This is a genomic window from Flavobacterium sp. PMTSA4 (genome assembly GCF_032098525.1).
GTDB lineage: Bacteria > Bacteroidota > Bacteroidia > Flavobacteriales > Flavobacteriaceae > Flavobacterium > Flavobacterium capsici.
In genome coordinates, this window is record NZ_CP134890.1 from 1958259 (window position 1) to 1984636 (window position 26378).

25 protein-coding genes and 1 pseudogene are annotated in these 26378 nt (G+C 32.7%); 8 read left to right on the plus strand and 18 right to left on the minus strand.

The annotated features are described in order from the left end of the window. The first annotated feature begins 58 nt into the window (after positions 1 to 58). The 4 genes from mscL to RN605_RS09085 all read left to right on the plus strand — a co-directional run bounded on the left by mscL (position 59) and on the right by RN605_RS09085 (position 4296). Complete coding sequence (gene mscL / locus RN605_RS09070; protein ID WP_313324338.1) at positions 59 to 436, plus strand: large conductance mechanosensitive channel protein MscL; 378 nt, start codon at positions 59 to 61, stop codon at positions 434 to 436. A 148-nt stretch (positions 437 to 584) separates the two neighbouring features. Next, positions 585 to 1574, plus strand: coding sequence for an aspartate-semialdehyde dehydrogenase (locus RN605_RS09075; RefSeq protein WP_313324339.1), 990 nt, complete (start codon positions 585 to 587; stop codon positions 1572 to 1574). 102 nt (positions 1575 to 1676) lie between these two features. Further along, positions 1677 to 2030, plus strand: a complete 354-nt coding sequence (locus RN605_RS09080) for a hypothetical protein (RefSeq protein ID WP_313324340.1) — start codon at positions 1677 to 1679, stop codon at positions 2028 to 2030. Positions 2031 to 2088: 58 nt separating this feature from the next. Continuing rightward, entirely contained in the window at positions 2089 to 4296 is a 2208-nt protein-coding gene (locus RN605_RS09085; protein ID WP_313324341.1) for a TonB-dependent receptor, read from the plus strand. A 36-nt stretch (positions 4297 to 4332) separates the two neighbouring features. Here RN605_RS09085 and RN605_RS09090 read toward each other — a convergent pair whose 3' ends face one another. Continuing rightward, a complete protein-coding gene (locus tag RN605_RS09090) occupies positions 4333 to 5133 on the minus strand; it encodes a TIGR00266 family protein (protein WP_313324342.1) in 801 nt (266 codons plus the stop codon). 181 nt (positions 5134 to 5314) lie between these two features. On the opposite strand from RN605_RS09090, the gene RN605_RS09095 reads away from it, so the two are divergent. After that, entirely contained in the window at positions 5315 to 5692 is a 378-nt protein-coding gene (locus RN605_RS09095; RefSeq protein WP_313324343.1) for a DoxX family membrane protein, read from the plus strand. A gap of 34 nt (positions 5693 to 5726) precedes the next feature. Here RN605_RS09095 and mtgA read toward each other — a convergent pair whose 3' ends face one another. After that, complete coding sequence (gene mtgA / locus RN605_RS09100) at positions 5727 to 6452, minus strand: monofunctional biosynthetic peptidoglycan transglycosylase (RefSeq protein ID WP_313324344.1); 726 nt, start codon at positions 6450 to 6452, stop codon at positions 5727 to 5729. Further along, positions 6453 to 7565, minus strand: coding sequence for an NAD(P)/FAD-dependent oxidoreductase (locus RN605_RS09105; RefSeq protein WP_313324345.1), 1113 nt, complete (start codon positions 7563 to 7565; stop codon positions 6453 to 6455). Between the two features lie 220 nt (positions 7566 to 7785). On the opposite strand from RN605_RS09105, the gene RN605_RS09110 reads away from it, so the two are divergent. Next, positions 7786 to 11985 carry a GEVED domain-containing protein gene (locus RN605_RS09110; RefSeq protein WP_313324346.1) on the plus strand — a complete coding sequence of 1400 codons (4200 nt, stop codon included), beginning with the start codon at positions 7786 to 7788 and terminating at the stop codon, positions 11983 to 11985. Positions 11986 to 12282: 297 nt separating this feature from the next. Here RN605_RS09110 and RN605_RS09115 read toward each other — a convergent pair whose 3' ends face one another. From RN605_RS09115 to RN605_RS09180, 15 genes and pseudogenes are all read right to left on the minus strand, one after another. Beyond that, on the minus strand, positions 12283 to 12627 hold the full coding sequence (locus tag RN605_RS09115; protein WP_313324347.1) for a hypothetical protein: 345 nt from the start codon (positions 12625 to 12627) through the stop codon (positions 12283 to 12285). Between the two features lies 1 nt (position 12628). Continuing rightward, positions 12629 to 13639: pseudogene (locus tag RN605_RS09120) on the minus strand (RHS repeat-associated core domain-containing protein); the annotation flags it as partial. Between the two features lie 130 nt (positions 13640 to 13769). After that, complete coding sequence (locus RN605_RS09125; protein WP_313324348.1) at positions 13770 to 14270, minus strand: hypothetical protein; 501 nt, start codon at positions 14268 to 14270, stop codon at positions 13770 to 13772. Positions 14271 to 14276: 6 nt separating this feature from the next. Beyond that, positions 14277 to 15233, minus strand: a complete 957-nt coding sequence (locus RN605_RS09130; protein WP_313324349.1) for a hypothetical protein — start codon at positions 15231 to 15233, stop codon at positions 14277 to 14279. Beyond that, positions 15217 to 15741, minus strand: coding sequence for a hypothetical protein (locus RN605_RS09135; protein WP_313324350.1), 525 nt, complete (start codon positions 15739 to 15741; stop codon positions 15217 to 15219). Before RN605_RS09135 ends, RN605_RS09130 begins: the two co-directional genes overlap by 17 nt. Continuing rightward, positions 15734 to 16921, minus strand: a complete 1188-nt coding sequence (locus tag RN605_RS09140; protein ID WP_313324351.1) for a hypothetical protein — start codon at positions 16919 to 16921, stop codon at positions 15734 to 15736. The genes RN605_RS09135 and RN605_RS09140 overlap by 8 nt, the downstream gene beginning before the upstream one ends. Continuing rightward, positions 16921 to 18825, minus strand: a complete 1905-nt coding sequence (locus RN605_RS09145) for a type II secretion system protein GspD (RefSeq protein WP_313324352.1) — start codon at positions 18823 to 18825, stop codon at positions 16921 to 16923. The genes RN605_RS09140 and RN605_RS09145 overlap by 1 nt, the downstream gene beginning before the upstream one ends. A 2-nt stretch (positions 18826 to 18827) precedes the next feature. Continuing rightward, entirely contained in the window at positions 18828 to 20228 is a 1401-nt protein-coding gene (locus RN605_RS09150; RefSeq protein WP_313324353.1) for a GspE/PulE family protein, read from the minus strand. 4 nt (positions 20229 to 20232) lie between these two features. Then, positions 20233 to 20718 (minus strand): prepilin peptidase, encoded by a 486-nt coding sequence (locus RN605_RS13880; protein ID WP_394853501.1) that lies wholly within the window; start codon positions 20716 to 20718, stop codon positions 20233 to 20235. Positions 20719 to 20722: 4 nt separating this feature from the next. Beyond that, positions 20723 to 21157, minus strand: coding sequence for a type IV pilin protein (locus RN605_RS09155; RefSeq protein ID WP_313324354.1), 435 nt, complete (start codon positions 21155 to 21157; stop codon positions 20723 to 20725). Between the two features lie 117 nt (positions 21158 to 21274). After that, a complete protein-coding gene (locus tag RN605_RS09160) occupies positions 21275 to 22396 on the minus strand; it encodes a type II secretion system F family protein (RefSeq protein WP_313324355.1) in 1122 nt (373 codons plus the stop codon). A gap of 6 nt (positions 22397 to 22402) precedes the next feature. After that, positions 22403 to 22891, minus strand: coding sequence for a hypothetical protein (locus RN605_RS09165; protein ID WP_313324356.1), 489 nt, complete (start codon positions 22889 to 22891; stop codon positions 22403 to 22405). Then, positions 22891 to 23226 carry a hypothetical protein gene (locus RN605_RS09170; RefSeq protein ID WP_313324357.1) on the minus strand — a complete coding sequence of 112 codons (336 nt, stop codon included), beginning with the start codon at positions 23224 to 23226 and terminating at the stop codon, positions 22891 to 22893. The genes RN605_RS09165 and RN605_RS09170 overlap by 1 nt, the downstream gene beginning before the upstream one ends. After that, positions 23201 to 24424 (minus strand): hypothetical protein, encoded by a 1224-nt coding sequence (locus RN605_RS09175; protein ID WP_313324358.1) that lies wholly within the window; start codon positions 24422 to 24424, stop codon positions 23201 to 23203. Before RN605_RS09175 ends, RN605_RS09170 begins: the two co-directional genes overlap by 26 nt. Further along, entirely contained in the window at positions 24405 to 25151 is a 747-nt protein-coding gene (locus RN605_RS09180) for a toxin-antitoxin system YwqK family antitoxin (protein WP_313324359.1), read from the minus strand. Before RN605_RS09180 ends, RN605_RS09175 begins: the two co-directional genes overlap by 20 nt. A gap of 128 nt (positions 25152 to 25279) precedes the next feature. On the opposite strand from RN605_RS09180, the gene RN605_RS09185 reads away from it, so the two are divergent. Both RN605_RS09185 and RN605_RS09190 read left to right on the plus strand, forming a co-directional pair. Then, positions 25280 to 25777 (plus strand): hypothetical protein, encoded by a 498-nt coding sequence (locus RN605_RS09185; protein WP_313356337.1) that lies wholly within the window; start codon positions 25280 to 25282, stop codon positions 25775 to 25777. After that, positions 25761 to 26363: a hypothetical protein gene (locus tag RN605_RS09190; protein ID WP_313324361.1), complete on the plus strand. Its 603-nt coding sequence runs from the start codon at positions 25761 to 25763 to the stop codon at positions 26361 to 26363. The genes RN605_RS09185 and RN605_RS09190 overlap by 17 nt, the downstream gene beginning before the upstream one ends. Positions 26364 to 26378: the final 15 nt, after the last annotated feature.

The following is a 26378-nucleotide window of genomic DNA, read 5'->3' on the forward strand; positions in this document are numbered from 1 at the left end:
AATTGTTAAAAATTTAATATAAATTCGTAATACTATTAACCATTTAAAACGATAAAATATGGGAATGATTTCAGAATTTAAAGAATTTATTGCAAAAGGTAACGCAATGGATTTAGCAGTTGGAGTTATTATTGGTGCTGCATTTGGTGCCATCGTAAACTCGTTAGTATCAGATGTAATTACACCTGCATTATTAAATCCTGCTTTAAAAGCAGCTCAGGTAGAAAACCTTGCTGAACTAAAAACCGACGGAGGAATTTTATATGGTAAATTCCTTGCTGCCGTAATTAGCTTCCTTGTTATTGCTTTTGTAATCTTCCTTATGGTAAAAGGATTAAACAGCATGAAGAAAAAAGAAGAAGCTGCTCCTGCTGCTCCTGCTGGTCCAACGCAAGAAGAATTATTAACTCAAATCAGAGATTTATTAAAAAAATAATCCGCTACACTACATATTCTAACTTAAACCATCCGCGACGGCGGATGGTTTTTCTTTTTAAAATTCCGTATTTTTTAATTCAAAATAGAACGTAAACCCTTTTTTCTATATACTTTTGCAAGGCAAAAATCTTTAATAAATAGTATATATGAAAGTTGCTGTTGTTGGTGCAACCGGTATGGTTGGCGAAGTAATGCTACAAGTGTTAGCTGAAAGAAATTTTCCTGTAACCGAATTAATTCCTGTGGCTTCTGAGAAATCGATTGGGAAAGAAATTGAATTCAAGGGAAAAAAGTATAAGGTCGTAGGTCTTCAAACAGCAGTGGATATGAAAGCGGATGTAGCGCTATTTTCGGCTGGTGGACAAACCTCTTTAGACTGGGCACCAAAATTTGCGGAAGCAGGAACAACCGTTATCGATAATTCGTCGGCTTGGAGAATGGACCCAACTAAAAAATTGGTAGTACCAGAAATCAATGCACACGAATTAACCAAAGAAGATAAAATCATTGCTAACCCAAACTGTTCTACCATTCAAATGGTGATGGTGTTAGCACCTTTACATAAAAAATACAACATCAAGCGCGTGATTGTTTCTACTTATCAGTCCATTACAGGAACTGGAGTAAAAGCAGTACAACAATTAGAAAACGAATATGCTGGTGTGAAAGGCGAAATGGCATACAAATACCAAATTCACCGCAATGCAATTCCTCAATGTGATGTGTTTGAAGAAAACGGATACACCAAAGAGGAAATGAAACTGGTTCGCGAAACACAAAAAATCATTGGCGACAAAACCATTGCAGTTACAGCTACGGCTATCCGTATTCCAGTAGTTGGTGGACACAGTGAAGCGGTTAATGTTGAATTTTCAAACGACTTTGATGTAAACGAAGTACGCACTATTCTTCACAATACCGATGGTGTAACTGTTCAGGACAACTTAGATACATTTACCTACCCAATGCCGTTATACGCACAAGGAAAAGACGATGTATTCGTTGGTAGAATTCGCCGTGACGAAAGCAGAGAAAACGCATTAAACATGTGGATTGTTGCTGACAACCTAAGAAAAGGCGCTGCAACTAATACTATTCAAATTGCTGAATACTTAGTAAAAAATAACCTGATTTAATCCGTTTTTACTAAAATTATAAAAGTTCCGCTTGATTTTACAAATCTTAAAGTTTGTTAAAGTCAAGCGGTTTTTCTTTTCAATTAAAGTACCTTTGTACTGATGAATAGAAAACTACTCCTTACCAATTTTATCGTAGTGTTTGCAATGGCGTTTGCGCTGTTGTTTCAGTCTATTCACTCGGTTGAACATTTACATCAAATTGTTACCGAAAAAGCTTGTGTTCATGAGAAAACTGATTCAAAAACCAATTTTACTCACGAACATCATGGCCTGGATAAATGTTCACTTTGTGATTTTACGTTCAGTCAATTCACATCATTAAAAAAAGAAGTTTTTGATTTTTGTACTTATAACCATACTAGTCAAAAAATTGTTTCCCTTTATGAAACGATAAAACCTAATTTCGAAGGAAGTTTATTTTCGCTTCGTGCGCCACCTTTTTTTATTGCTTAAACGAAATCTTGCTGTCCAAAATCCTTGGACAATTATTCATTTATCAATAAAATAACTCATGAAATTCATATATCTATTCTTCATAGTAGGTTGTACTATGATGATAAACGCACAGAATAAAATCTCAGGAATCGTAACCGATTCCAATAACAATCCCATTCCAAGCGCTACGGTTTCTTTACCCGAAATTCACAAAGAAACCAGCACCGACAAAGACGGAAAATTTACGCTAAACAACATACCACAAGGAACTTTCAAACTCTTAGTGTCGTTTATGGGTTATGAAACCCAAACGCAAACCATTTCTTTATCGGGTAACGAAATTCAACTTTCTATTGTATTAAACGAAGCCATCACACACATGGATGAAGTAATTGTTTCCAATGTATTCAAGCGTTTGCAATCGCAAAACGTAATGAAGGTAGAACTGGAAAGTATCAAATCATTGCAACAAAAAGGAACCGCAACATTAATAGAAGGTTTGGCAACCATTCCTGGTGTTTCGCAAGTTTCTACTGGAACTTCTATTGGAAAACCCGTTATTCGTGGTTTGAGCGGCAACCGCGTATTGGTCTATTCACAAGGCGTTCGAATGGAAAACCAACAATTTGGCGAAGAACATGGCTTGGGACTTAATGATTCTGGTGTCGAAAGTGTAGAAGTCATCAAAGGTCCGGCTTCGTTGCTCTATGGTTCCGATGCTTTGGGTGGCGTTTTATATTTCAATCCCGAAAAATTTGCCAATCCAAATGATTTTAAAGCCGATGTTAGCCAACGTTTCTTTTCAAATACTTTGGGAAGCAATACGTCACTTGGCTTAAAAACTTCAACAGACAAATGGAAGTTTTTGGTTCGTGGAAACTACAACACGCATTCCGATTATCAAATTCCCGATGGCGACCGAGTAACCAACACCCGTTTTAACGAAAAAGATTTAAAAGCTGGCATTGGATACAACAACGCAAGTTTTGCAACCGTATTCCGCTATAACTTCAACCAATTGGATTTAGGAATTCCCGAAGATGGCATTGCAGAGCAATCTACCAGCAAGAAAACAAACTTTCCTAGCCAAGGTGTTGACAGTCATATTTTGAGTTTACACAACAATGTGTTTTTCAAAAACTCAAAACTCGATATTGATTTGGGATACATCTACAACGACAGAAAAGAATTTGAAGACAGTTTCACGCCAATCTTGCACATGAAACTGAAAACGTTCAATTACACCGTGAATTATCATTTGCCTAAAAAAGGAAAGTTTGAAACCATTATTGGTGCGCAAGGTATGAACCAAACCAACACTAATTTTGGCGAAGAATTATTAATTCCTGATGCCACAACCAATGATTTTGGAATATATGCAACATCACTTTACGAATGGGGCAAAAACGTGCTGCAAGCCGGAATCCGTTACGACAACCGAAAAGTTGCTTCTGAAAATCATGGAACAATAGGCAACGAAGGCTATTTTGAAGCTATCGATAAATCGTTTGACAGTTTCAATGCTTCGTTAGGATATAAAACCAACTTTTCTGAAAACCTGACTATGCGATTAAATCTGGCTAGTGGTTTCAGAGCACCAAACTTGGCTGAATTAACTTCCAACGGCGTTCACGAAGGCAGTAATCGCTACGAAATTGGAAACAGCAATCTGGACAACGAACAAAACTTCCAAACCGATTTGAATCTAGAATACAAAAGCACGCACTTTGAGTGGTTCGTAAACGGTTTTTACAATCATATCGCCAATTATATTTTCATTTCTCCAAGCGGAACTCAAGTTGATGGTTATGATGTGTATAATTACGAGCAAAGCAATGCAGCATTGTTTGGTGGCGAAGTTGGCGTTCACTTTCATCCACATCCAATAGATTGGTTGCACTTAACCAGCAGCTTTGAAACGGTAACCGGCAGAAAAGACAACGGCGATGATTTACCACTTATTCCTGCCAACAGATGGAACAATACTTTTAAAGCAGAATTCGAACAAGGAAATTGGTTAAAAGATGGTTTTGCAACCTTAAATATTGTTTACACTTTAGCACAAAACAATTTCAGTGAATTTGAAACCAAAACCAACGATTACACTTTAGTGAACCTAGGACTTGGCGGAGAAATTACGATTAACAAAAGTAAATTCAATGTAAACCTAAACGCTAATAATCTTTTAAACAAAACCTATGTTTCGCATCTGTCACGATTAAAAACAGATGGTATTCCCAACATAGGAAGAAATATAATGCTGGGCATTAACTTCAAAATCTAAAAGAAAAGCGGCTTGAAATTCAAGCCGCTTTTTTATTTAAAAACGATTATCACCGTCAATCATTCTTCCCAATCCACCCAAAAGACTTCCTTCTTCTCGGCTATTACCTCCATTCCTTGGTGCCGAAGCAATGATTCTATCCGCCAATCGACTGAATGGCAACGATTGTATATAAACTACTCCTGGTCCGCGAAGTGTGGCAAAAAACAAACCTTCACCACCAAAAATAGAGTTCTTGATTCCTCCAATAAATTCTATGTCATAATCAACATCTTTAGTAAAGCCAACAATACAACCCGTATCCACTTTCAGTACTTCACCAGCTACTAATTCTTTTCGGGCTAACGTTCCACCACTATGCACAAAAGCCATTCCGTCGCCTTCCAGTTTTTGCATGATGAAACCTTCGCCGCCAAAAAGTCCTCTACCAAGCTTTTTAGAAAATTCAATTCCAACCGCAACGCCTTTGGCCGCGCAAAGAAAAGCATCTTTCTGGCAGATAAACTTTCCACCATACTTTGTCAAATCAATAGGCACAATTTTACCCGGATAAGGCGAGGCAAAATATACTTTCTTTTTCCCATATTGTTGATTGATGTAAGCTGTCATAAAAAGACTTTCGCCTGTTAAAACTCTTTTCCCAGCCGAAAGAAGTTTTCCAAAAATACCTTGTTGTTCTTGTGAACCATCGCCAAAAATGGTTTGCATTTGAATCCCATCTTCCATCATCATAAAACTCCCAGATTCGGCAACTACAATTTCCTGAGGATCCAATTCTATTTCTACATATTGCATTTCTTCCCCATAAATTTGATAGTCTATTTCGTGTGCTCTCATGTTTTTTAATTTTTAGTTTGTTTCTAATTAGTAATTTTTAAATCAAAAAAGTTACAATTACATATTAATTAGTTTTTTAGCAGATAGTTAATTCTTTTTTTAATAAACAATCCAATGATTTAGATTAAATTTAAAAAAATAATGTTATTTTTACATTATAACTAATCTAAAACCGACCCATATGAATTCAATGTTTACTAAAATAGTTAGGATTGCATTAGGATTAATGCTTCTTGTGTTTGGAGCAAATAAATTTTTTCAATTTTATAAATTACCGCTACCTGAAAGTGATGTTGCTCAAAATTTGATTGCTAATTTGGAAGCAACAGAATATTTTTTTCTAGCGCTAGGTATAATTGAAATCATTTTTGGAATTTTATTATTGATTAAAAAATGGGTTCCTTTTGTATTGATAGCATTATTCCCAATAGCGATGAACATTCTTTTATTCCATATTTTATTTTCTACAACAAATATGGCATTTGCCATTTTAGTAGCTATTTTAGATGGAATTCTTATTTATAAATACTGGGAAAAATACAAACCTCTATTTGAATAACTTAAAAAAAAGCGGACTTCTCAGTCCGCTTTTTTTAATATTCTATTTTTCCAATTTGACGCATTACGCGTTGTATTTTTCCTTTTCGCCTATTGATATAAGAAGATGAATTGGAGGCTTTAAATTTCCTCGGATTTGGCAATATAGCCGCAATTCCAGCTGCTTGTTGTGGTGTTAAATCTTTGGCGGTTGTGCTATACCAATGTCTGGCTGCTTCCTGTGCACCATAAACCCCATTACCCATTTCAATACTATTCAGATAAACTTCCATGATGCGTTCCTTTCCCCAAATAAGTTCAATCAAAACCGTAAAATAAGCTTCCAATCCTTTACGCAAATAACTTCTGCCTTGCCACAAGAATACATTTTTAGCCGTTTGTTGCGAAATGGTACTTCCGCCTTTAATGCGTTTCCCTTTTTTATTGTTTTTATACGCTTTTTGCATGGCTTCAAAGTCAAAACCACTATGTTTCAAAAAGTTTCCGTCTTCACTGGCAATTACTGCTTTTTGAAGATTAGGCGAAATATTCTCTAAAGGTTCCCAATCGTGACTAAAAATCGTTTCCGAATCATCAAACTTACTTTCAATAACTCTGGTAACCATCAATGGTGTAATAGGCACCGGAACCCATTTAAAAATAATAACCGATAGAATTGAAAGTCCAAAAAACCAAAGCATGGCTTTCCAAATGAACCTTCTTAGCTTTTGAAAAAAAGTCCTGTTGGATGCGGTTTTTGGTTTATTTTTTTTTGTTGCCATTTATACTAATTCTGCTAATTCCTGACCTATTAAACTCCCAATTGCAACTCCCATTCCACCGAGGCGAACACCACAATAAACATGTTCTGAAAGTTGTTCAACAATTGGTTTTTTACTCGAACCTATTCCCATAATACCACTCCATCGATGTGCAATCTTAAATTCGGTATCGGGTAAAATTACTTCTTTTAACAATTCTTCCAAACGATTTTGGATTTTTTCTGTTTGACCTAATTCCGTGGTGGTTTCGCCTTCAAAATCCAGGTTTCGTCCACCGCCAAGTAGAATTCGGTCATCAATATTTCTGAAATAATAATAGCCTTTATCCAAATGGAAAGTTCCTTTGATATCAAGATTCGGAATGGGTTCGGTAATCAACACTTGAGCTCTGGCAGGTTTCACTTGATTGCTTGTCAACTGTTGAGCAAAACCATTAGTCGTAAATAATAGTTTTTTGGTGGTGAAGTTAAAATCATTAAAAGAAACTTCAACTCCAGCACTTGTTTCATTATAAGAGTTAACAACCGCTTGATTCAGAATTAAAATACCATTTGAAATTGCTTTTTGAAGCAAAGCTTGCATCATTTTACCCGTATCAATTTGCGCTTCATAAGGATTAAAAACAACATATTCCTGAATTCCTTTAAAATTAAATCGATCAATTTCTTTAGTGAACACTTCGTTTTTGAACAACGGATTTAAAACGTCATTTATAAAAGGTAATTTTTGCAAACATTCCGTATAGGTGCTTTCATCTTCATTCAAAAACAATTCATATCCACCAAAAGGTTTAAAGTCTATAGCTTCATCATCAAGGTTTTTTCTCAGCAACTGCAAACCATTCCACCGCTTTTGAATTAGTTGAATCACTTCTTCCTCACTATGATTCTTTAAATCATCTATAATTTCAGAAATACTTCCAAAACAAGCAAAACCAGCATTTTTAGTACTCGCGCCTTGAGGCAGCATTCCTTTTTCAAGTACCAAAATTTTACTGTTCGGATGCTTCTCTCGCAAAGCTAACGCACAATGCAATCCCACTATTCCGCTTCCAACTATAGTAAAGTCAACTTTATCAAACCAAGTTTTTAGTTCCCAATAACTTAAATTCATTTTTGAATTATTTATGTGATAAAAATAATAATACTTCCTAAATAATCGGGTTTAATACAACATAGATTATATAATTCTCTTATTTTTTTGTATACAATTGCTTATAATTTAAAACTTAAACACGTAGTTTATCGATTTGTTAATAATTTTGGTTTATTGGTGAAAAATATGGAAAAATAAGTTTTACATTTAGCGGCTATTTTTAACCAAATTATATTATATGAAATTTAAATTACTTTCGGTAACGTTGTTACTGGCAAGTACCATAACCTTTGGTCAAACCAACGGAAAATTATGGAATGCCACTTCAAAAAACAACAATCTGGCAGCACTTGATGCTAGAATGCAACTCCCAGAGAAACATTTATTTACACTTGATTTACAAGTGATAAGAGCAACACTTTCTGGAGCTCAAAATCGTTTCACTTCTCAAAAAGCAACTACTGTTTTAGCCATTCCAAATGCAGATGGTATTCTGGAAAACTATAGAGTATATGAAAACCCTATCATGGAGCAAGATTTAGCGCTTCGTTATCCAGAAATCAAATCTTATGTAGGTGTTGGTATTACCAATCCTGCTTCAAGGGTTTACTTTAGTGTAACGCCATTAGGATTTAGATCTATGGTTTTATGTCCTGATAAACCAGCCGAATTTATCGAACCAATTTCAGCCGATTATTCTACTTACTCTGTGTATAGAAAGGCAGATAAAATTCAAAATTTATCTACTTTCGAATGTAGCGTAATCGACAAAGCCATTAATTCAACAGGTATTAATCCTGACTTGTTACGTCCAAATGCAGACGATTCCACTTTGAGAACGTTTCGTTTAGCAATGTCATGTACAGGTGAATATACTGCCTACTTTGGAGGCACAAAAGCGCAAGCTTTAGCAGCTATCACAAATTCAATTACGCGTTGTAATGGTGTTTTTGAAATGGATTTTGGCGTAAGAATGGTGTTGATTGCCAATACAGATGCTGTTATTTATACCAGTGCTTCTAGCGATCCATATTCGCCTGCTTCAAGTTTGTCTAACTGGAATTCACAATTACAATCAACTTTAACTTCAGTTATTGGTGAAGCTAACTACGATGTTGGTCATTTATTTGGTGCTACTGGTGGCGGTGGAAATGCAGGTTGTATTGGTTGTGTTTGTGTAAATGGTTCTAAAGGTAGTGGCTATACTTCGCCTGCCGATGGAATTCCTTATGGAGATAATTTTGACATTGATTATGTAGCTCACGAATTAGGACACCAGTTTGGAGCGAACCATACTTTTACCCACAGCACAGAGTCAGGAACAGGAGCACAAATGGAGCCAGGTTCAGGTTCAACCATCATGGGATATGCCGGAATTACAGCAAAAGATGTACAGCCACATTCTGATGCTTATTTTCATGCAATCAGCATTCAACAAGTAACGAATAATATTAAAAATAAAACCTGTCAAACCAATACTGCTACAGGTAATGCTGTACCAACGGCTAACGCTGGTTTAGATTATACAATCCCAAAAAGCACTCCGTTCATGTTAACAGGTTCTGGAACCGATGCAAACGGTGATACTTTAACCTATTGCTGGGAGCAAATGAATCTTGGAACTTCTACTACATCAACGCCTAGTGCAACTGCAACTGCTGGACCAACATTTAGATCGTATAGTCCAAGCACTAACCCAACGAGAACATTCCCAAGAATGCAAAGCGTTTTAGCAGGTGCAACTACAACTACAGGATCTGAAATCCCTGTGGAAGTTTTATCATCTGTGGCTAGAACATTAAACTTCCGACTTACAGTTAGAGACAACCGCGCTGGTGGTTCGGCTAATAATAGTGATGATGCTATTATTACAGTTAATGGTACCGCTGGTCCATTTACAGTAAGCTCGCCAAACACTGCTGTTTCTTATGTTGGCGGAAGCACTCAAACCGTTACTTGGAACGTAGCAGGAACTACCGCTAATGGCGTAAACTGCGCTAACGTTGATATTTTATTATCAACTGATGGAGGAACAAACTGGACTACTATCTTAGCGGCAACGCCAAATGATGGAACGCAAGCCGTTACAATTCCAAATACACCTAGCACAACTTCTAGAATAATGGTTAAAGGAACAAATCATATTTTCTTTGATGTTTCAAACACCAATTTTACCATTACTGCAGGTTCTGCACCTGATACAACAGCGCCAACAGCACCAACACTTTCTGCTTCTGGCACTACACAAACCAGCACTAACTTATCATGGTCAGGCGCTACAGACAATGTAGGTGTTACTGGATATGACGTATATCGAGGTGCAACTTTATTAGGCTCAACAGCAGCTACAACCTATGCAGTAACAGGGTTAACTCCTTCTACAGCATATTCATTTACTGTAAGAGCAAAAGATGCAGCAGGAAACGTTTCTGTAGCTAGTAATACCGTTAATGTAACAACGCTTGCTCCTGTAGTAGACACTACTGCGCCTACAGCGCCAACTTTAACCGCTTCTGGAACAACATCTTCTTCAACCAATTTATCATGGTCTGGCGCTACAGATAACGTAGGTGTAACAGAATATGATGTATATCAAGATGGAGCTTTATTAGGTTCAACGGCTTCAACAAACTATTCAGTAACTGGGTTAAACCCAACTACTGCTTATGCATTCACAGTAAAAGCTAAAGACGCAGCAGGTAATGTATCTGTGGCAAGTAATACAGTTAATGTGACCACTTTAGCAGTAACAGTAACCTATTGTACTTCTCAAGGAAATAGCATTGCCGATGAATATATTGGTCGCGTTCAGATTGGCTCAATCGATAACGTTTCTGGCGGAGTAACGGGTTATGTAGATTATACTTCGTTATCTACTGATTTAACCAAAGGTGATGCAGCAACTATTACTATTACACCTACTTGGACAGGAACAACTTATAGTGAAGGTTATGCCGTATTTATCGATTACAACCAAGACGGTGATTTTGCCGATGCTGGCGAAACCGTTTGGACAAAAGCTACTTCTACTGCAACACCAGCAGTAGGAACATTTACTGTGCCTACAACTGCATTAAGTGGACCAACCAGAATGAGAGTTTCTATGAAATACAACGGAACTCCAACATCTTGTGAAACGTTCTCTTATGGTCAAGTAGAAGATTACACCGTAAATCTTGTAGCAGCTGTAGCAGATACAACTCCGCCAACAGCACCAACATTAACCGCTTCCGGAACAACTGAAACCACTACCGATTTATCATGGTCGGGCGCTACAGATAACGTAGGTGTAACAGGATATGATGTATATCGAGGTGCAACTTTGTTAGGCTCAACAGCTTCAACTACCTATGCAGTTACCGGTTTATCACCATCTACAACCTATTCATTTACAGTAAGAGCAAAAGACGCTGCCGGAAATGTTTCTGCGGCTAGCAATACAGTAAATGTCACTACGGCTACCCCAGCAGGAGATACAACACCTCCTTCAGCACCAACTAATTTAACAGCTTCAGGTACTACACAAACCACTACTTCTTTAAGTTGGAATGCTTCTGCAGATAATGTTGGAGTAACAGGTTATGAAGTTTTCTTAGGCGGAAGTTCAATAGGAACCGTAACTGCTACTTCGGCTAACATTACAGGATTAACCACTGCTACTGCTTATTCATTTACAGTAAGAGCTTTTGATGCCGCTGGAAACAATTCCGCAATGAGTAATGTGGCAAATGTAACTACATTACCAGTAGCAACAGTTACCTATTGTACCTCACAAGGAAACAGCACTGCCGATGAATACATCAACAGAGTTCAATTGGGTACTATCAACAACACTTCTGGAAACAATGGTGGTTATGCCGATTTCACTTCAATGTCTACCAACCTTGTTAGAGGAACCAGCAACTCAATTACAATCACTCCAGGATGGACAGGTAGTGCATTCAACGAAGCCTACAGAGTGTGGATTGACTTCAACCAAGACGGTGACTTTGCCGATTCAGGCGAACAAGTAGTTAATGTAACCAAAACTAAAACCACACCAATAGCAAGAAGTTTCACTGTACCAACATCGGCGCTATTAGGTGCTACTAGAATGCGTGTTTCAATGAAATACAATGCTTCTCCTTCGTATTGTGAGGCATTCTCTTATGGTGAGGTAGAAGATTATACTGTTGTCATCACTTCTACCGCAAGAATCGACGATAACGGTAAATTCTCGTTCAATTTATATCCTAACCCAGTTAAAGGCGATATCTTAAACATAGGCAACCTAGAAGGTGCAGCTACCTATAGAATCTTTAACATGATAGGACAAGAATTAGGAAACGGAAAACTAGAAAACAACAACGTTTCAGTGGGCAATTTAAAAGCAGGTGCTTACTTAATTGAAATCACCACTAACAATCAAACAGCCACAAAACGTTTCATAAAAGAATAACCCAAAAGAATTATTCATTCTTAAAAACCACTCTCTAAAAGGAGTGGTTTTTTGTTTTGATTTCATTTTCACAAATAGTCATGGTGTTTTTGCTCAAAATCAACAACGCACTTTTAATCCATTGGATAAAGTAATTGAACTGTGTGAAAGATTAGTTCAAGCTGAGAAAGATAAAGTACCTTTTCTAAAAAAACTGCTAAAAGATAAAATAATTTGAAAATAAGAGTAATTATAGCCCAAATTCAGGAGACTTTGAGCATAGGATAGTTTAATATAGACTGGAGCAGTCTTTTACTTCTATTTTATTAATTCAGCATTTATAATCAACCCTTTTTCTTTATCAATAGTAACTTCAATGCCATTCAAATTATAAGCCATTAGTTCATCATTTTTATTAATATATATATTTGTAAAATAATTTTTATCATGAAGTTTAGTTACTTCAGATATTATCCATATTAGATTGCCCTGAAAATCAAAACAATAAATATTTCTATCGCTTTCTAAATCTGTTGAGGAAAGTAATAAAATAATTATATCATCAACTATTAAGAATTTTTCTATAATAGATGGAGCATTAATTAATAGAAAATCATCAATAAAAAAATGACTTTGTTGTATGTAAAAGTTGTGATTATTCATTTTACTTTTTTAATGGGATTGATTTTCCATAAGATACGTTTCCTCCATTTAATACTTCAATTTGAAAACCTCCACCATTAGTTCCAAACGCTTCAACTCCTGCAGCCTCCCCAACTCTAACAGTTGAATTAACTTGAATTGTAGCTTCCGTAGCTTGAACTGGTTCGTATTTTAATGAAAATTTATCTTTTAATTGTGCCGGAGATAGTCCCTTTATCTCTTCCATAGTTGTAAACCAAGCACCTTTAACATTATCTGGACCCGATAATCTTACTACATTTATTTCTTTTACCAATTGAACCTCCCCTAATGTGACATTAGGTTTGTAAGGAGCTTCAAGTTTAGGATTAGCACTTGTGAATTCTTTATTTACATCATTTGATTGAACTAATTTAACTTTATCTACATTTTTAGCAGAACTAACTTTATTAACTATTTTACCAATCGTAAATGAAGCTCCTTCAGCAAGTAATCCATAAATAACAATTTTACTTGCTTCTCCAGCATTATCATATCTTCTCCGTGCTTCAACGAAATTTCCTTTTTTTGCTGCGTCATGCCCTCTTTCAGTTTCATTAATTGATCTCAACAAAGATCCTCCAATAATCATTCTCGATAATGTACCTTTTGTCACGAAAACATCAACAAAAACAAATGCAGTTAAAGCAATATATTTTTTAGATCTTGTGTTATATTCTTTTAATTGTTTTTCATTTAGAGTTTTAATTTTATCTGCTTCGTGATTATGACCCCAAATCTCTACATCAGACTCTAATCCTTCAAGTTCAATAGCGTCCGTAACTCTATTTTCACTAAAAGCATATGGAGAATTCCAAGGATAAGATTTTTCAATTGGATCAGTTGCAAAAAATCTCCCCACTCTCGGATCGTGCATTCTAAAAGTATAATTCAACGAATTCCCTTCACCTTTGACTTCATCGTCTTTTTCCTGTCCTTGGAAGCCGTAGCGGTAGTCGCTATTGGAGCCGTGGCGGTTTGGTACGAGAGACCCGAAAGGATAGTAATCCTATCTTTTTAAAAGCCAGTATTTATAAGAACTTCAACCTTTTTTTGGACTAAGATTTTTTACCAAAATTAGTCATTTTTATCACTTATTGTGCACAGAAATAAAATGATTTCTGCTATTTTTTCAATCGTATCCATTGAGTTTCTTTTTCAAAAGCAACTTTAATTGAGTCACGATTAAAGCTAATTACTTTGACATTTTCTTTTTGCTCGTTTAGACTTAGCTTTAAAAATTTACCTGCAACACTCAAAAGTATGGTTTCTTTCTTTTTTTCTTCAGACAAAATATGACCATAATAAATAATCTTTGGGAAAGGCCTTTTCACTTTAGAAACAGGTTCTTTTTTAATATTTACTTTAGTTGAACTATTTCTTTGATGAGTAATAATGGGATTTGGGTTCCTGTAATTTAGCACCAAAAAAGGATCACGTTCGAGTGGTTTTAATTCAAAAGTATCCTTACTACTATTTGTTAATTTACCACTAAAGTTTTTAGTTGATTGAAAGACCTCTATTTCTGGTGCAAAGAAAAAATGGCGCACGTATCTATAAATAACAGTTCCCCACAATCCGAGGACTATTACCAATAATGCTATATTTATTTTTTTCTTTGACAATGGTTTCTAGTTTATAGTAAACTTAAATGGCGAACTTGTTGCGCCTGTATTCCCTGCCGTATCTTTTGCTTTTACTCTCCAATAATATTCGCCAGCAGTAGTAAAAGTTTGTTGAAAGCTCAAACTGTTCGTTGTAGCGGTTTGTAGTATACTAGCAAAAGTAATGTCATTTGAAAATTCAATTGTATAGGAAATGGTAGACTGTATTGTTCCCACATCGGCTGGGATAGTCCATGTAAATGTAATTGGTTGGTTTACAACTTGAGTACTATTATTAGTTGGATTTTGATTAATAGGAACGTTAGGAATTGTTCTGTCAACTAGAAATTTTCTAGATGAAAATGCAGATTGACTCGTACTATTAACTGCTTTTACTTTCCATCTGTATTCAGCATCACTTGTTAATAATGTGTTGGGTAAAGTTAGCGAAGTGGCTGTTAAATCAGTTTGTTGACTCACTATTGATTCACCGTTAGTAACATTGATTAATTCGAAAGTGTACGTATCAGCAACATTGACATTTTGCCAGTTTAAAATTATGGATGAACTATTTGTATACAGATTGTCTGATGGATTTAAGAGAATTACTTGTTGATTTGTTAAATCATCTGTTTCGATAACAGAAAAGTTATAGTTGAAAGTATAATTTGATTGATAGGCTGAATTTTCACCTCTAACACGCCATTGGTATGCTCCTTGCTCTAATGGATAACTTAAATTTCTTTGCGTCACTAAGGAATCAACAATCAGAGAAGCTCCAACACTATATACTTGTACTCTATACTGATCAGCTCCATCTAATTCAGACCATTGAAAATTTACCACATTACTGACTATTTCCTGATTGTTTTGAGGTGATATTATTTGCACCGTATCATTTGAGATATCCTCTTCAAGAATATCATCACACGATACCATCGAGAAAATACTCAAAAAAAGTAAAAAATTAATTAGTGTTTTCATAATTTTGGAATATAAGGTTTAAATGAAGTATTTCTTTTTTATTGTTTTTGTTCTCAGTATAAAATTTAGTACTTACGATTTTAGAATATTCAAACTTCTTTTCAAATTCATAAGTTAATTCTAAAAGATTATTATAATTACCCGTTAAATCAATCTGGTAAGTATAAACTAAATAATCGTTTTGTCTACTTTCATGTATGGTTTGTATGCTGTTTATTTCTAATTTTTTTCCATTCTTAACTGAAAAATCAATTATTTTTTGTTGAATGTTTTCTTTTTCAACGCCTATTTTCCCTATTAATTTATCCAAATCTTTAACATCTTTTTGTAGTACATATATATTAGAGGACTGACTGTTCATAGTTGATTTTTTTTCTGTCAGCATACTGTTTTCTTTATACAAATCAATCAAATTACTAAAAGACCTACGATAGGATGCAACTGAGAGCATCAGGAAAAGTATTCCTAAAAATTTTACTTTAGTCTTAAAGGTGTATTGATTAAACATCAGCAATAGTGATTTTTAATTCAAAAAAAGTATCGTTTTTTCTATCTTTTTTAATTGAGATTATTTCCAGTTTGCTAACCCACTTTTCATTTTTAAGAACATCTATCCATGAATTAAACGAAACTTCATCAATTGTTTGGCCTTTTATAATAATGGTTTTGAAGTCAAACTCTGGTTTATCGGTTTTCTTTATTTCTTTCTTAAGTGGTGCAAATTCAATAGTTGAAAACTTAATATCCGAAGGAGTTAAACGAGCTATTTGGTAATTATAGTAACTGATGAAATTTTTGGAAGAAGCTCCTATTTCATTTAAAATTTTAAATTTACTTTCTTTTTCATTTTCTAGGTCTGAAATTAATTTATAAGACTTAGTTGCATAGTTTATTTCTAGGGTTAATGATGCATTTTTACCTATAAAATATTGAATGGAAAAGTAGCTTACTAATAACAAACAAAAAAAACTCACAACCATTGTAATGCCTAAAATTTCAAATGCTTTTTTATATATAATTTCATCTTTTTCATTGCTTTTATAAGTGCTTTTAGCTATTGCCTCCTCTTGAACATAAAAATTAATCGCAGCACTGTACAGAGGTAAGTGGAAATTTGAAATTGATTTTTCGTCAACTGAGTAGAAAAGAGGTTCATAATTTTCATCCTTTTTTATGATGTTAACTAGATTGTTTTCTTCAAAATAAAATATATTTTCATTTGCAGTAATTTTACTTTTATCTACAAAATCATGTGCTAAAACAGTAACAATGGCACCAACATAAAAATCGATAATTTGGAAACTATTTTGTTGCATCATATCATAATATTCCTCTAAGACATGATTTCTACAAAAACTCAAAAATTGGTTTTCAGAAGTACTATAACTGGTAAAATGGATGTTGCTATAATCTAGATTTTTTATCCATTCAACATCCTTTTCGTCTTTTAAATCAATCTTCTTGTTAACTACACCTTTACCATCAATCAGTAAAAGTATTGGAATTTTACTATCTAACTTATTTTTTAAAAACTCAAAATCATCATACTTTGTTGCTTCAAGAATTTCAATACTGTTTTTTTTCTTTCTTATTTTTAAAACATAAAACCTTATGCTGATGTCATCTTTAAAAATTCCGACAGCTTGTAACGTATTAAATTTGACTATTTTATTAAATATAAATTCCATTAATAAACAACGGTAGGTTTAATAAAAATATGAAGTTTTGATGTGCTCTTAGATTTTTTCTTGCTACTAAAAAACCATTTCAATATTGGGATTCTTGCCAGTAATGGAACACCCGTCCCAGAATTTTCTCGTTGCAATTCATCTAATCCACCTAGTAAAACCATTTCACTGTTTTTAACCCTTACTAAGGATTCAAATTTTTGGGTTGCTTTTCCTGGAGGAGCTGTTGCACCGGCACGAGCTAAAAATGAACTTTTTTCAACAATTATGTTCAAAGTCACATTCTCATCTGTAGAAACATAAGGCTTGATAGATACACTCAAATTGGCATCGGTAGATTTCCACGAACCAGATTGAAGCACATTGTTATTTATACCGCTATTTATAAGCTGATTTGTTTGCTCAAAATAGTAACTTGTCTCTCCAATTGCAAGTTTGGCTTCATGACCACTGATGGTAGCAATCTTTGGCGTCGACTCTATTTTAATTATTGAGTTGTTCTCTAATGCCTGTAAGTTTAAATAAAAAGCCTCAGTTACTTTCCCAAGCTTTATAAACCCTAATCCGTTGAAGGCATCAATTAAACTATTCACTGATGAAGAATTTAAATTAACATCTGTAGTTGGAAATAATACTCCGCCTGTCTGACTCTTTGTATTTTTGTCTATTCCGGCTTTAATTCCTGTTTGAATGTCGTATGATTTATTATATTGAACAATAATAACTTCTATTTGAACTAAAGGAACCACCTTATCTATTTGCTTTATATAAACTCGTAACTCATCAACTATTGATTTTGCTCCTGAAACTATCAATCCATTTAATTCAACAAATTCTTTAATTTCAAGTTTTTCAGAAAAAACACGCGGCAAGGAGGTTAACACTGATTCAATAGATCTATTTTCTAATTGAATTATTTCCGTGGCTCTCAATCCTTCTGTAGCTTGCTCTCCTATCAAATAATAATTATTTTGTTTTTTGAAAGTATATTTTTTCCCTTTAAAAATATTCTCTAAAAGTTCATCAAAAGTTAAATTATCCGCTAGTAGTGAAGTTTTCTCGTTTTCAGGCTTGTTGTAGAAAAAATAATTAAGCTTTAATTTATTGGCTGCCTCTTCAATCAATTCGGTAGCATCAGCTGCATTTGCTCGAACGCTAACCGTGCCAAATTTATCTAAATCTACTTGATAGAAACCAGGTGCATCAACGGCTACTCTTTGAGCTTTGGTTTTTACTTTATCAGTTATCGTATTGTTTGCGCTTGGTATGTTTTTTTCTAGAACATAAAACCCATTTTCATCTTTTGTTGAGGATAAGTTGTTGGATTTAGCCATCATCTCTAAGACTTGGTCAAACGGTCTGTTAATAATATAGGAAGAGACTAATTGGGTTTTTATATCGGGAGCCATGATGATATTCTTCCCTGATTTGTCAATAATTGCCTTGACTACATTTGGTAAAGAATCATTTTCTAGTCTGATAGATAAAAAATCATTCAAATTATTGTATGTTACATCAATATTTTTTGGTTGCTTTTTTTCGATAATTTTTATTTCTTTTCTTTTCTTGAAAGTAATGATGTTATTGATAAAATCAACTTCTAAATCATATTTTTGAATCAAAAAGACAAATACATCCTTAACGGTTACATCAAAAAAATTATTTACAACCACCTGATTTAAATCATTGTCCACACTCACATTTAGTTTATGTTCTTGAGCAACTGAAGTAATAAAATCATAAAGCGTTAACCCGGAAACTTCCGCTTTCATAATTTCATTTAATCCTTTTTTTTGCTTGGCTAATTCTTCAAATCTTTTATTTAATTCCGTGTAATCTGTCTGACTATAGGAAAAACACACTACCAATAAAGCAAGAATATTATAGAGATTTTTTTTTGTCATTATTAATCATTTATTAGTATTGAGTAAATTTCATCCAATGAAGTCTCGCCTTTAGACAACATGCTGAAGGCTTTTTCAGGTAGTGTTTCAAAATTAGTTTTATCATCTAAAATTAGTGACATTTCATTGTTTTTAATGTGATTAGCAGCCTTAAAATCAATATTCAACACTTCATAAATTGCTTTTCTACCCGCATATCCTGTATGATAGCACTTATTACAGCCACTAGGTTTGAAAAGTTTGTCAGGAGTATATGGTATTTTAAAACTCTTTGGAAAATCATCAGCTATAAATCTTATCTCTTCTTTGCAATCAACACAAAGTTTTCTAACTAATCTTTGTGCAACAGATACATTCAAGGTCTCAGCGATTAAATAGGAAGGAACGCCCATATCAATAAGTCGGGCTATTGTTCCTATAGCAGAATTTGTATGGATGGTAGATAAGACCAAGTGACCTGTTAGTGAAGCTCTAATGGCCATCATAGCCGTTTCAGAATCTCTAATCTCTCCCAACATGATAATATCTGGATCTTGGCGTAAAAATGATTTCAAAGCAGAAGCAAAAGTCAGCCCAATATCTTCTTTTAATTGAACTTGATTTATTCCTTTTAAGGTATACTCAATAGGATCTTCAACAGTCACTATATTTCTAATAGAATCATTTAGTAATTTCAAAGTAGCATACAAAGTTGTTGTTTTACCCGAACCTGTTGGACCGCTTATTAATATAATTCCATTAGGTTTTTTTACAGCCTCCAGATAATATTTGAATTCATCACCTTCCAATCCTAATGTTTCTAAATCAATTTTTGAAGCATCATTCCCTAACAGACGTAAAACTATTTTTTCTCCAAATAATGTTGGCAATATGGAAACTCTAATGTCAAAGGAATTGTTTGTTATCCTTCCATCTTGAGGCAGCCTTTTTTCAGTTATATTGAGTTTTGATTTTATCTTAATTTTATTAACTAACTCCAAATAAACTTCCTTTTCTATCTTATATCGTTCAATCAATTGACCATCAATTCGAAATCGTATTCTTGCTTCTTGCTCATACACCTCAAAATGGATGTCACTGCTTTTTAGCGATTTAGCTTCATAAAGCAAATTCTCCAAAAAATCCGCTTTGTCAATACTTAAAGATTGAGTACTGTTGCCTCTATCTTTTCGGTAGTATTTAGACAATGCTTTTTCAATCTTTTCAGTAGAGGAAGTTGCAAAAAGAACATTTTTACCCAGTAATAATTCTAATTCTTCTTGGGAACTAGCCGAGTTAAAATTAGTGTCTACATAAAAAGTAACTTTATTTTCTATTACTTCTTTAGGCACTATTTTATAGTGATTTGCCAAATCATTACTGATAACGTGAATGATATCTTGATGTATAGTTATTTCCTCCATAGTGCTAAATTATTGTCATTTTTTGAAAAGGAAGAAATAGATCATTAACCATAATAGCTATCAACAAAATAGAAGAAAACCCAGCTAAAGGAACCGTTTTTTCAGCCATTACTTTTCGTAATACTAATTGCATTATAATAGAAAAAAGCATTGAGAATATAAAAAAAAGTAAGTAATTAAAAGTGAAGAACAAAGGAGTTATAGCGACATAAAACAAGAAGTCACCCAATCCAAAATAATTTGCAAAGGGGTTTAGAAATTTTTTGTTTTTTAAAGACATGTATACCACCAAAGAACTAATGACGATAATTAAGAAAAATAGATTTGTCAGTATAATTTTTGTTGACAAGTCAATCTTGTTTTTAGCAACAATAAGAGAAAACACAAAAATCATAATCGGTAAAACTACATGAATTTTCCGTTGCTTTAAATCTTGGTAAACGATAGCGATGAGTAGTAGCAAAATTGCTGATAGTATAATATAATTCACTAAATTATTCTTTAACAGTTTCTGTTAGTATTTTTTTATTATCTATTTCCCATGTATTGTAAGCTCCATCTCCATCTAAATCGGATACAGAGGTGGCTCTTGCTAAAAAAGATTCATTTGAAGCTTCGATTATCTCTATTCTATATACTGCCTGTCCGCCTTCGTCAACGGTTAATTCCTGCTCGAAACCAATCTCTTCCATGTTTGAAGAATATTTTGAAAATCTGTAAAAATGACTCTTTTCTAAACCATAAACCTGATTAAGCATGGCTTGAGCTTCTATTGCTTTCGCTTGACTAATAACAGAAGTTTGATTGGGTAAAACCATCAACAAAATAATTCCAATAATGCAAAGTACAATCAAAATTTCAGTCATGGAATAAGCCTTAATCATTCCTTTTTTTAGAATTTTACTGCTTTTTAAAAATATTTTTCTCATATCCTTTTAATTTAAAATTTATAAGCAATTATTAATCATTATTTAATTTAGACAAATTAAAGTATTTTTTTTAAATTGAAATCATTTTCTTTATTTAATATTGGTGTCAGCATAAAATTAATTTTTAATAATTTTACTTAAATCAAACATTGGTGCATACATTGAAATCATTATGACTCCAACAATGACACCAATAAAAATAATTATTAATGGTTCTAAAATGACTCCTATCATTTTAGTTTGATGGTTGATTTCATCATTATATTGTTCAGTCAACCTTTCAAACATAATGTCTAATTGATTAACCTGTTCTGCGACTTCAATCATAGACACCATTTTGTTTTCGTATACCACATGCTTTTTTAAACTATCACTGAAAGATATCCCTTTGGTAATGTCTTCTTTTATAAAATCAATTGATTTTTCTATCGGGTAAAATCCTATCATTTTTGATGTTAAAGAAAGTGATGTTATTAATGATGTTTTAGAAGAGGTTAATAAATTCATAGATTGGCAAAATCTTGAGATGTATATTTTCTTAATTAAGTTTCCAAAATAAGGAATCTTCATCACTAATGATGAAACTATTCTTCGGTACCAATCTTTAGTTCTATTTATAAAATGAAATAGTATGGTTCCAATTATCAATAAAAATAAAACTGAAAAGATTAATCCTGAATGATTTGAAATCTTAATGATTAGCTGTGTACTCTTAGGTAATTCGCCTCCAAACTGTCTAAAGACAGAGCTAAACATTGGGACAACTTTATTAAGCATAAAGTACAAAACAGAAATAGTAACCAATAGTACTATACTTGGATAAGTTAAAACCGAAATAATTTGTCTTTTCATTTGGATTTTTCTGCTGAAAAATTTTTGAAGTTCTACCAAAACCTCTTCCAGCTTCCGGGTTTCTTCACCAATTTGAACACTATAATATTCATAGGGTGAAAATTGATTTGTTGCGATCATTGCTTCACAAATACTTTTACCAACCACAACTTTTTCTTTAATTTCAATTATAATTTTTTTTTCTAATTGTGATTTAGCTTGATGACTCAGTATTTCCAATGCCTTTTTAAAATCAACTCCCGATTTTAAAAGCATTCCCAATTCTCTATAAAATAATTCTTTGCTTTTATCGCTTAATTTTTTTGACCCAATTGAAATATTCATTTGGGTTGCAGCAAATTGTTTTGTCGTCTTATTGTTTTTATATTTTTTTAAATCAACTCCCATATCATTTTATTTCAAGCTTTTAATCAATTGATTTGAGTATATTTTTTTGTAGAATGACAATTTATTTATTTTTTCATTCACAAAAATCTCAAAAACCATTCTTTGAAAAACCACCGTCTTGTTACTGTTTTCTAAAGTGTCTACTATTATTTTTGTATTTGAAATATTGAATGTGTCTTTAAAATCATTCTTTGTTCTAAGTAAATAATTTTCATTAATTAAATACCTTACTTTTTCACCAGAGTAGCTTTGAAGAAGCAATTCATCGTTTTTAAGGACTATCTCTTCGTTTTCAAATAGGTCTTTATTGATTACATAGGTTAATCTGTTGAGATCAGAAATCACTTGATTTTGATTTTTAAAATCTAGCATTCTCTCAGACAAAATGCTGAAGATAACAAATACAATCCCAATAATAATGGCTGTAATTACCATACTAAAAACAGCTTCTAAGACAGAAAAGGCTTTAATTTTATATGCTCTATATCCTATCATTATTTTTGTAAATAAACATTTTGTTTAATAGACACATTTGAGGAATCTTTGTACTCAAAATTTACTTTCTCAAGATTAGAGTTAATCCATTCTCTGGTTATAACAATATTTTTATTCGAAATTAAATCAATACTATCAGGATTAACCTGAGACTCGTAATATAAGCTAACCACATAATTTCTTGAGAAATAAAAATTTGATGATGTTTTTGGCGTGAAAACTGTGGCATATACCATAATAGCAATATAAAGACATATTGAAATTATACTTAAAGCAATGACAGACTCTAATATTGAATTAGCAGAAATCTTAAAAAACTCTTTTGAAAACACCATTCGCTTTATCATTTGAATTGAAAATAGGAAATGAAATATAATAACCTGGTCTTTTTGTAATGTCTATTTCAGTATTCATTATGCAATTTTGATAGGTTGCAGTTTTTGTATTGGTAAAAATTCGATTGGTATAAATAGATCCATATATTTTTCCATTGGGCATAAATTTTCCAGTACAATAAACATCACCTACTATCAAGGTGTTTTCTTTTAAAACAACCTCGTTTTGATCAATTTTATTTATAGGCGAACCAAAAAGAACTACAGCGCCGTAAATAGAAGAAGATTCGCCAATCACCAAGCTACTGTTTTCATCACTTTCATTACATATTATTAGTGCCGAAGGATATTTTAATTGAACGTTATTATTTACTTCTATTTTCTTTGTCGAAAAAACCTGAAACGTTCCTTTAACATTTTCTTCAATTTTGACAATAGGAGATTTGATAATTACATCTTCCAAGATAGCTGTAGAGGAAATAGTTAAAGAGTCTTTATTGTGTAAAATAAAATTTCCTTTAATAATAATATTTTGAAGTTTATGTAAACCTATATTAATTTCAATTGTTTTATTAAAAAAAGAGTTATAATAAATAGAATCATTTACTCTTGTAACATCTTTTAACTGAACTATTTGACCTTTTGTGTTGTCAATGAATTTTTTAAATTCCAAATTTATTGCAGGCAAGTTATTTTCAGACAAATCAATATTTCCAATTGATTTTAAACTATTTACTTGATTGCTGGTAAATTTTTCGCTTATGTTTTTTGAGGGGAGTTTTTTACTTCCAATTATTTTTACCAATCCAGAATAAGATAGTTGATTGGAAAAATTAGTTAAAAAAAGTGCTGTTTTATCGTTGGTGTAGCAACCTGTAAAATAGGCTGAAGATATGGTGTCGTTCTTAAAAATGGAACTAATTATGTCTATTTCCAATAGCCCATAATTTATTTTTTTTGAAAAAGAAGTTACGCCAGTCTCCGAATCTTCTAGTATCGTATCTGGATTTCCACTGTTTAGATAAAAAGTTAAAGCCGATTGATTTTGGATATATAAGTCTTCTTTAATATTGTAGTGTTGGTTAAGTAAATTGTAAAGATTTGAATAATAAAGGAGAGCGGTACAAATAATTGAAACCAACAAACAAACGTAAATAGCATATAAAAGGCTATTAGCCCTAATTCTTAAGTTGGTCATCAGTCTTTTGCTTTTTTGAAAATAATCTCTTAAAAAATCCTTTTCCTTCTTTTGACTTCTCTTTCTCTCTAGGATTTACGTTGTCCTTTTTGCTTTTTGAGGTTTCATTCTCTTTAGTAGGTTTATTTTTCTTATGAAATAATCTTTTAAAAAAATTAGGTTTAGTTTTTCCTTCTTTCTTTTTCAGGTCTTCTTTGGTTGTCTTCGTTTTTTCTTTGGACACAAAAACTTCTCCTTTTTTAAATACAACTGTATCTTTAGAAATTAAATTAATCCATTCTCCTTGTTTTTTATCCCGTCTATACTTTCCCTTTTCAACTAAGATCCCATTTTCATTATATTTATAAAATGCACCGTTTTTAATGCCTTCATCATAATATTGATAGGTCGACAATTTCCCATTAGGATGCCAATTCTTCCATACACCAACTTTAAGACCTTTATTGAATTTCCCTTTTTCTGCAATTTGATTGTTCAAATAGAATTTTTCAAAATCATCATTTAAAACCTCTCCCGATATCCCATATTCTGAAGTATGTATAGCACCACCTTTAAACCAATAATAAGTGCGGTTTGCTCTTATTTCGGGAATCTTCTTGGTGACATAAAATTCATATTTAAAGTCTTTATCAACTATTTTTTTACGCAACGGAGTCTCTGTTATAAATTGTAAATTACAATAAAGAGAAAAAAATAAAAATATAGAAAAGATGGTTTTAGATGTCATTGCTTGGTGGTTTTAAAAACAATGCAATATAGCATTTTTATTAAATTTTTATAAAAACACAAAAATTTAACATTTAAAATTTTTTTAGTAAGAAAAAGTTCTTAAATTCGTCTTAATATACTTTAACAATGCAGCGAAGAAATTTATACCTAGTTGTTCTTCTATTTTGCTTAGTACTGTCGGTCGTGGCAGTTGCTTTTTTTTCTTTTCAAAAAAACCAAAAGAGTATAGTTTTCTATGATAATGATAAAGTTTTTTCTGAATTCAGAATGACTAAGGAAATTTTTAATGCTGGAAAAAAGACTTTAGTAGCAAAAGAAAAAACTATTGATTCTCTTAAAAATATAATTACAATTACTTCAGATGAAAATGCTAGAAAGAATTTAATGAAGATTTTAATTGAGGTAGATAATGACAAACAAATATTTAAAGAAAATTTTAATATCGAGAATTCTGAAAAAATTTGGAAAAGAATCGATATTTATCTGAAAGAGTATTCAACGCTAAAGGGTTACAAATTAATCATTAGCTCAAAATCATCAACTGGCTTTTACGGGGATCCTGAATATGAAGTTACATCCGATTTATTAAATTTTATCAATAATAAATATGAGGGATTTAATTAGGATTGTATTTATTTCGGGTATAATTTTAATTTTCTTTTCTTGTAAAAAAGACAATAACTCTTTGTCGCAATCAGATTCGGCCATTCGATACAGGTATTTTAATCTACAAAATCAAGGATGGAAATCGAAGAATCATTTACAAACCGTAGATAACATTTCATTTACAGCCACTGAAGTTCCAATTCAATATTATCTCTTAAAAGACTTAGGGAATACTGATGTAATCAAAGTAGACTCCATTTATGAAGAAAATAAAAGAGAAAGGGTAATCGAATTTGTTTTTGAAGAAAAAGATCAAAAAGATTTACTTCAGGAAGAGTTTACTCATTTAAATTACAAAAATGCAGTGGAATACATGTCCTTTAAGATTCAAAACGATTTTAAAATAGTCACTTCTGCTAAGGATACCATAAATTGTACTGGAGCTATTTTTGAACGAAGTTTTAAAATAGCTCCATACAACAAGTTGCTGTTGTTTTTTTCGAATGTAACTCCAGAAGATAAGGTTCAATTAATTTATCAGGATAATTTATTTAAAAAAGGAACTTTAAAATTTAGATTTAAAGAACCTATTTTGAATCTTTAAATACAAATAAAGTTA

Coding starts and splice junctions, on each gene's coding strand:
- mscL (WP_313324338.1), top strand. CDS start 59: ATGGGAATGATTTCAGAATTTAAAGAATTTATTGCAAAAGGTAACGCA.
- RN605_RS09075 (WP_313324339.1), top strand. CDS start 585: ATGAAAGTTGCTGTTGTTGGTGCAACCGGTATGGTTGGCGAAGTAATG.
- RN605_RS09080 (WP_313324340.1), top strand. CDS start 1,677: ATGAATAGAAAACTACTCCTTACCAATTTTATCGTAGTGTTTGCAATG.
- RN605_RS09085 (WP_313324341.1), top strand. CDS start 2,089: ATGAAATTCATATATCTATTCTTCATAGTAGGTTGTACTATGATGATA.
- RN605_RS09090 (WP_313324342.1), bottom strand. CDS start 5,133: ATGAGAGCACACGAAATAGACTATCAAATTTATGGGGAAGAAATGCAA.
- RN605_RS09095 (WP_313324343.1), top strand. CDS start 5,315: ATGAATTCAATGTTTACTAAAATAGTTAGGATTGCATTAGGATTAATG.
- mtgA (WP_313324344.1), bottom strand. CDS start 6,452: ATGGCAACAAAAAAAAATAAACCAAAAACCGCATCCAACAGGACTTTT.
- RN605_RS09105 (WP_313324345.1), bottom strand. CDS start 7,565: ATGAATTTAAGTTATTGGGAACTAAAAACTTGGTTTGATAAAGTTGAC.
- RN605_RS09110 (WP_313324346.1), top strand. CDS start 7,786: ATGAAATTTAAATTACTTTCGGTAACGTTGTTACTGGCAAGTACCATA.
- RN605_RS09115 (WP_313324347.1), bottom strand. CDS start 12,627: ATGAATAATCACAACTTTTACATACAACAAAGTCATTTTTTTATTGAT.
- RN605_RS09130 (WP_313324349.1), bottom strand. CDS start 15,233: ATGAAAACACTAATTAATTTTTTACTTTTTTTGAGTATTTTCTCGATG.
- RN605_RS09135 (WP_313324350.1), bottom strand. CDS start 15,741: ATGTTTAATCAATACACCTTTAAGACTAAAGTAAAATTTTTAGGAATA.
- RN605_RS09140 (WP_313324351.1), bottom strand. CDS start 16,921: ATGGAATTTATATTTAATAAAATAGTCAAATTTAATACGTTACAAGCT.
- RN605_RS09145 (WP_313324352.1), bottom strand. CDS start 18,825: ATGACAAAAAAAAATCTCTATAATATTCTTGCTTTATTGGTAGTGTGT.
- RN605_RS09150 (WP_313324353.1), bottom strand. CDS start 20,228: ATGGAGGAAATAACTATACATCAAGATATCATTCACGTTATCAGTAAT.
- RN605_RS09155 (WP_313324354.1), bottom strand. CDS start 21,157: ATGAGAAAAATATTTTTAAAAAGCAGTAAAATTCTAAAAAAAGGAATG.
- RN605_RS09160 (WP_313324355.1), bottom strand. CDS start 22,396: ATGGGAGTTGATTTAAAAAAATATAAAAACAATAAGACGACAAAACAA.
- RN605_RS09165 (WP_313324356.1), bottom strand. CDS start 22,891: ATGATAGGATATAGAGCATATAAAATTAAAGCCTTTTCTGTCTTAGAA.
- RN605_RS09170 (WP_313324357.1), bottom strand. CDS start 23,226: ATGGTGTTTTCAAAAGAGTTTTTTAAGATTTCTGCTAATTCAATATTA.
- RN605_RS09175 (WP_313324358.1), bottom strand. CDS start 24,424: ATGACCAACTTAAGAATTAGGGCTAATAGCCTTTTATATGCTATTTAC.
- RN605_RS09180 (WP_313324359.1), bottom strand. CDS start 25,151: ATGACATCTAAAACCATCTTTTCTATATTTTTATTTTTTTCTCTTTAT.
- RN605_RS09185 (WP_313356337.1), top strand. CDS start 25,280: ATGCAGCGAAGAAATTTATACCTAGTTGTTCTTCTATTTTGCTTAGTA.
- RN605_RS09190 (WP_313324361.1), top strand. CDS start 25,761: ATGAGGGATTTAATTAGGATTGTATTTATTTCGGGTATAATTTTAATT.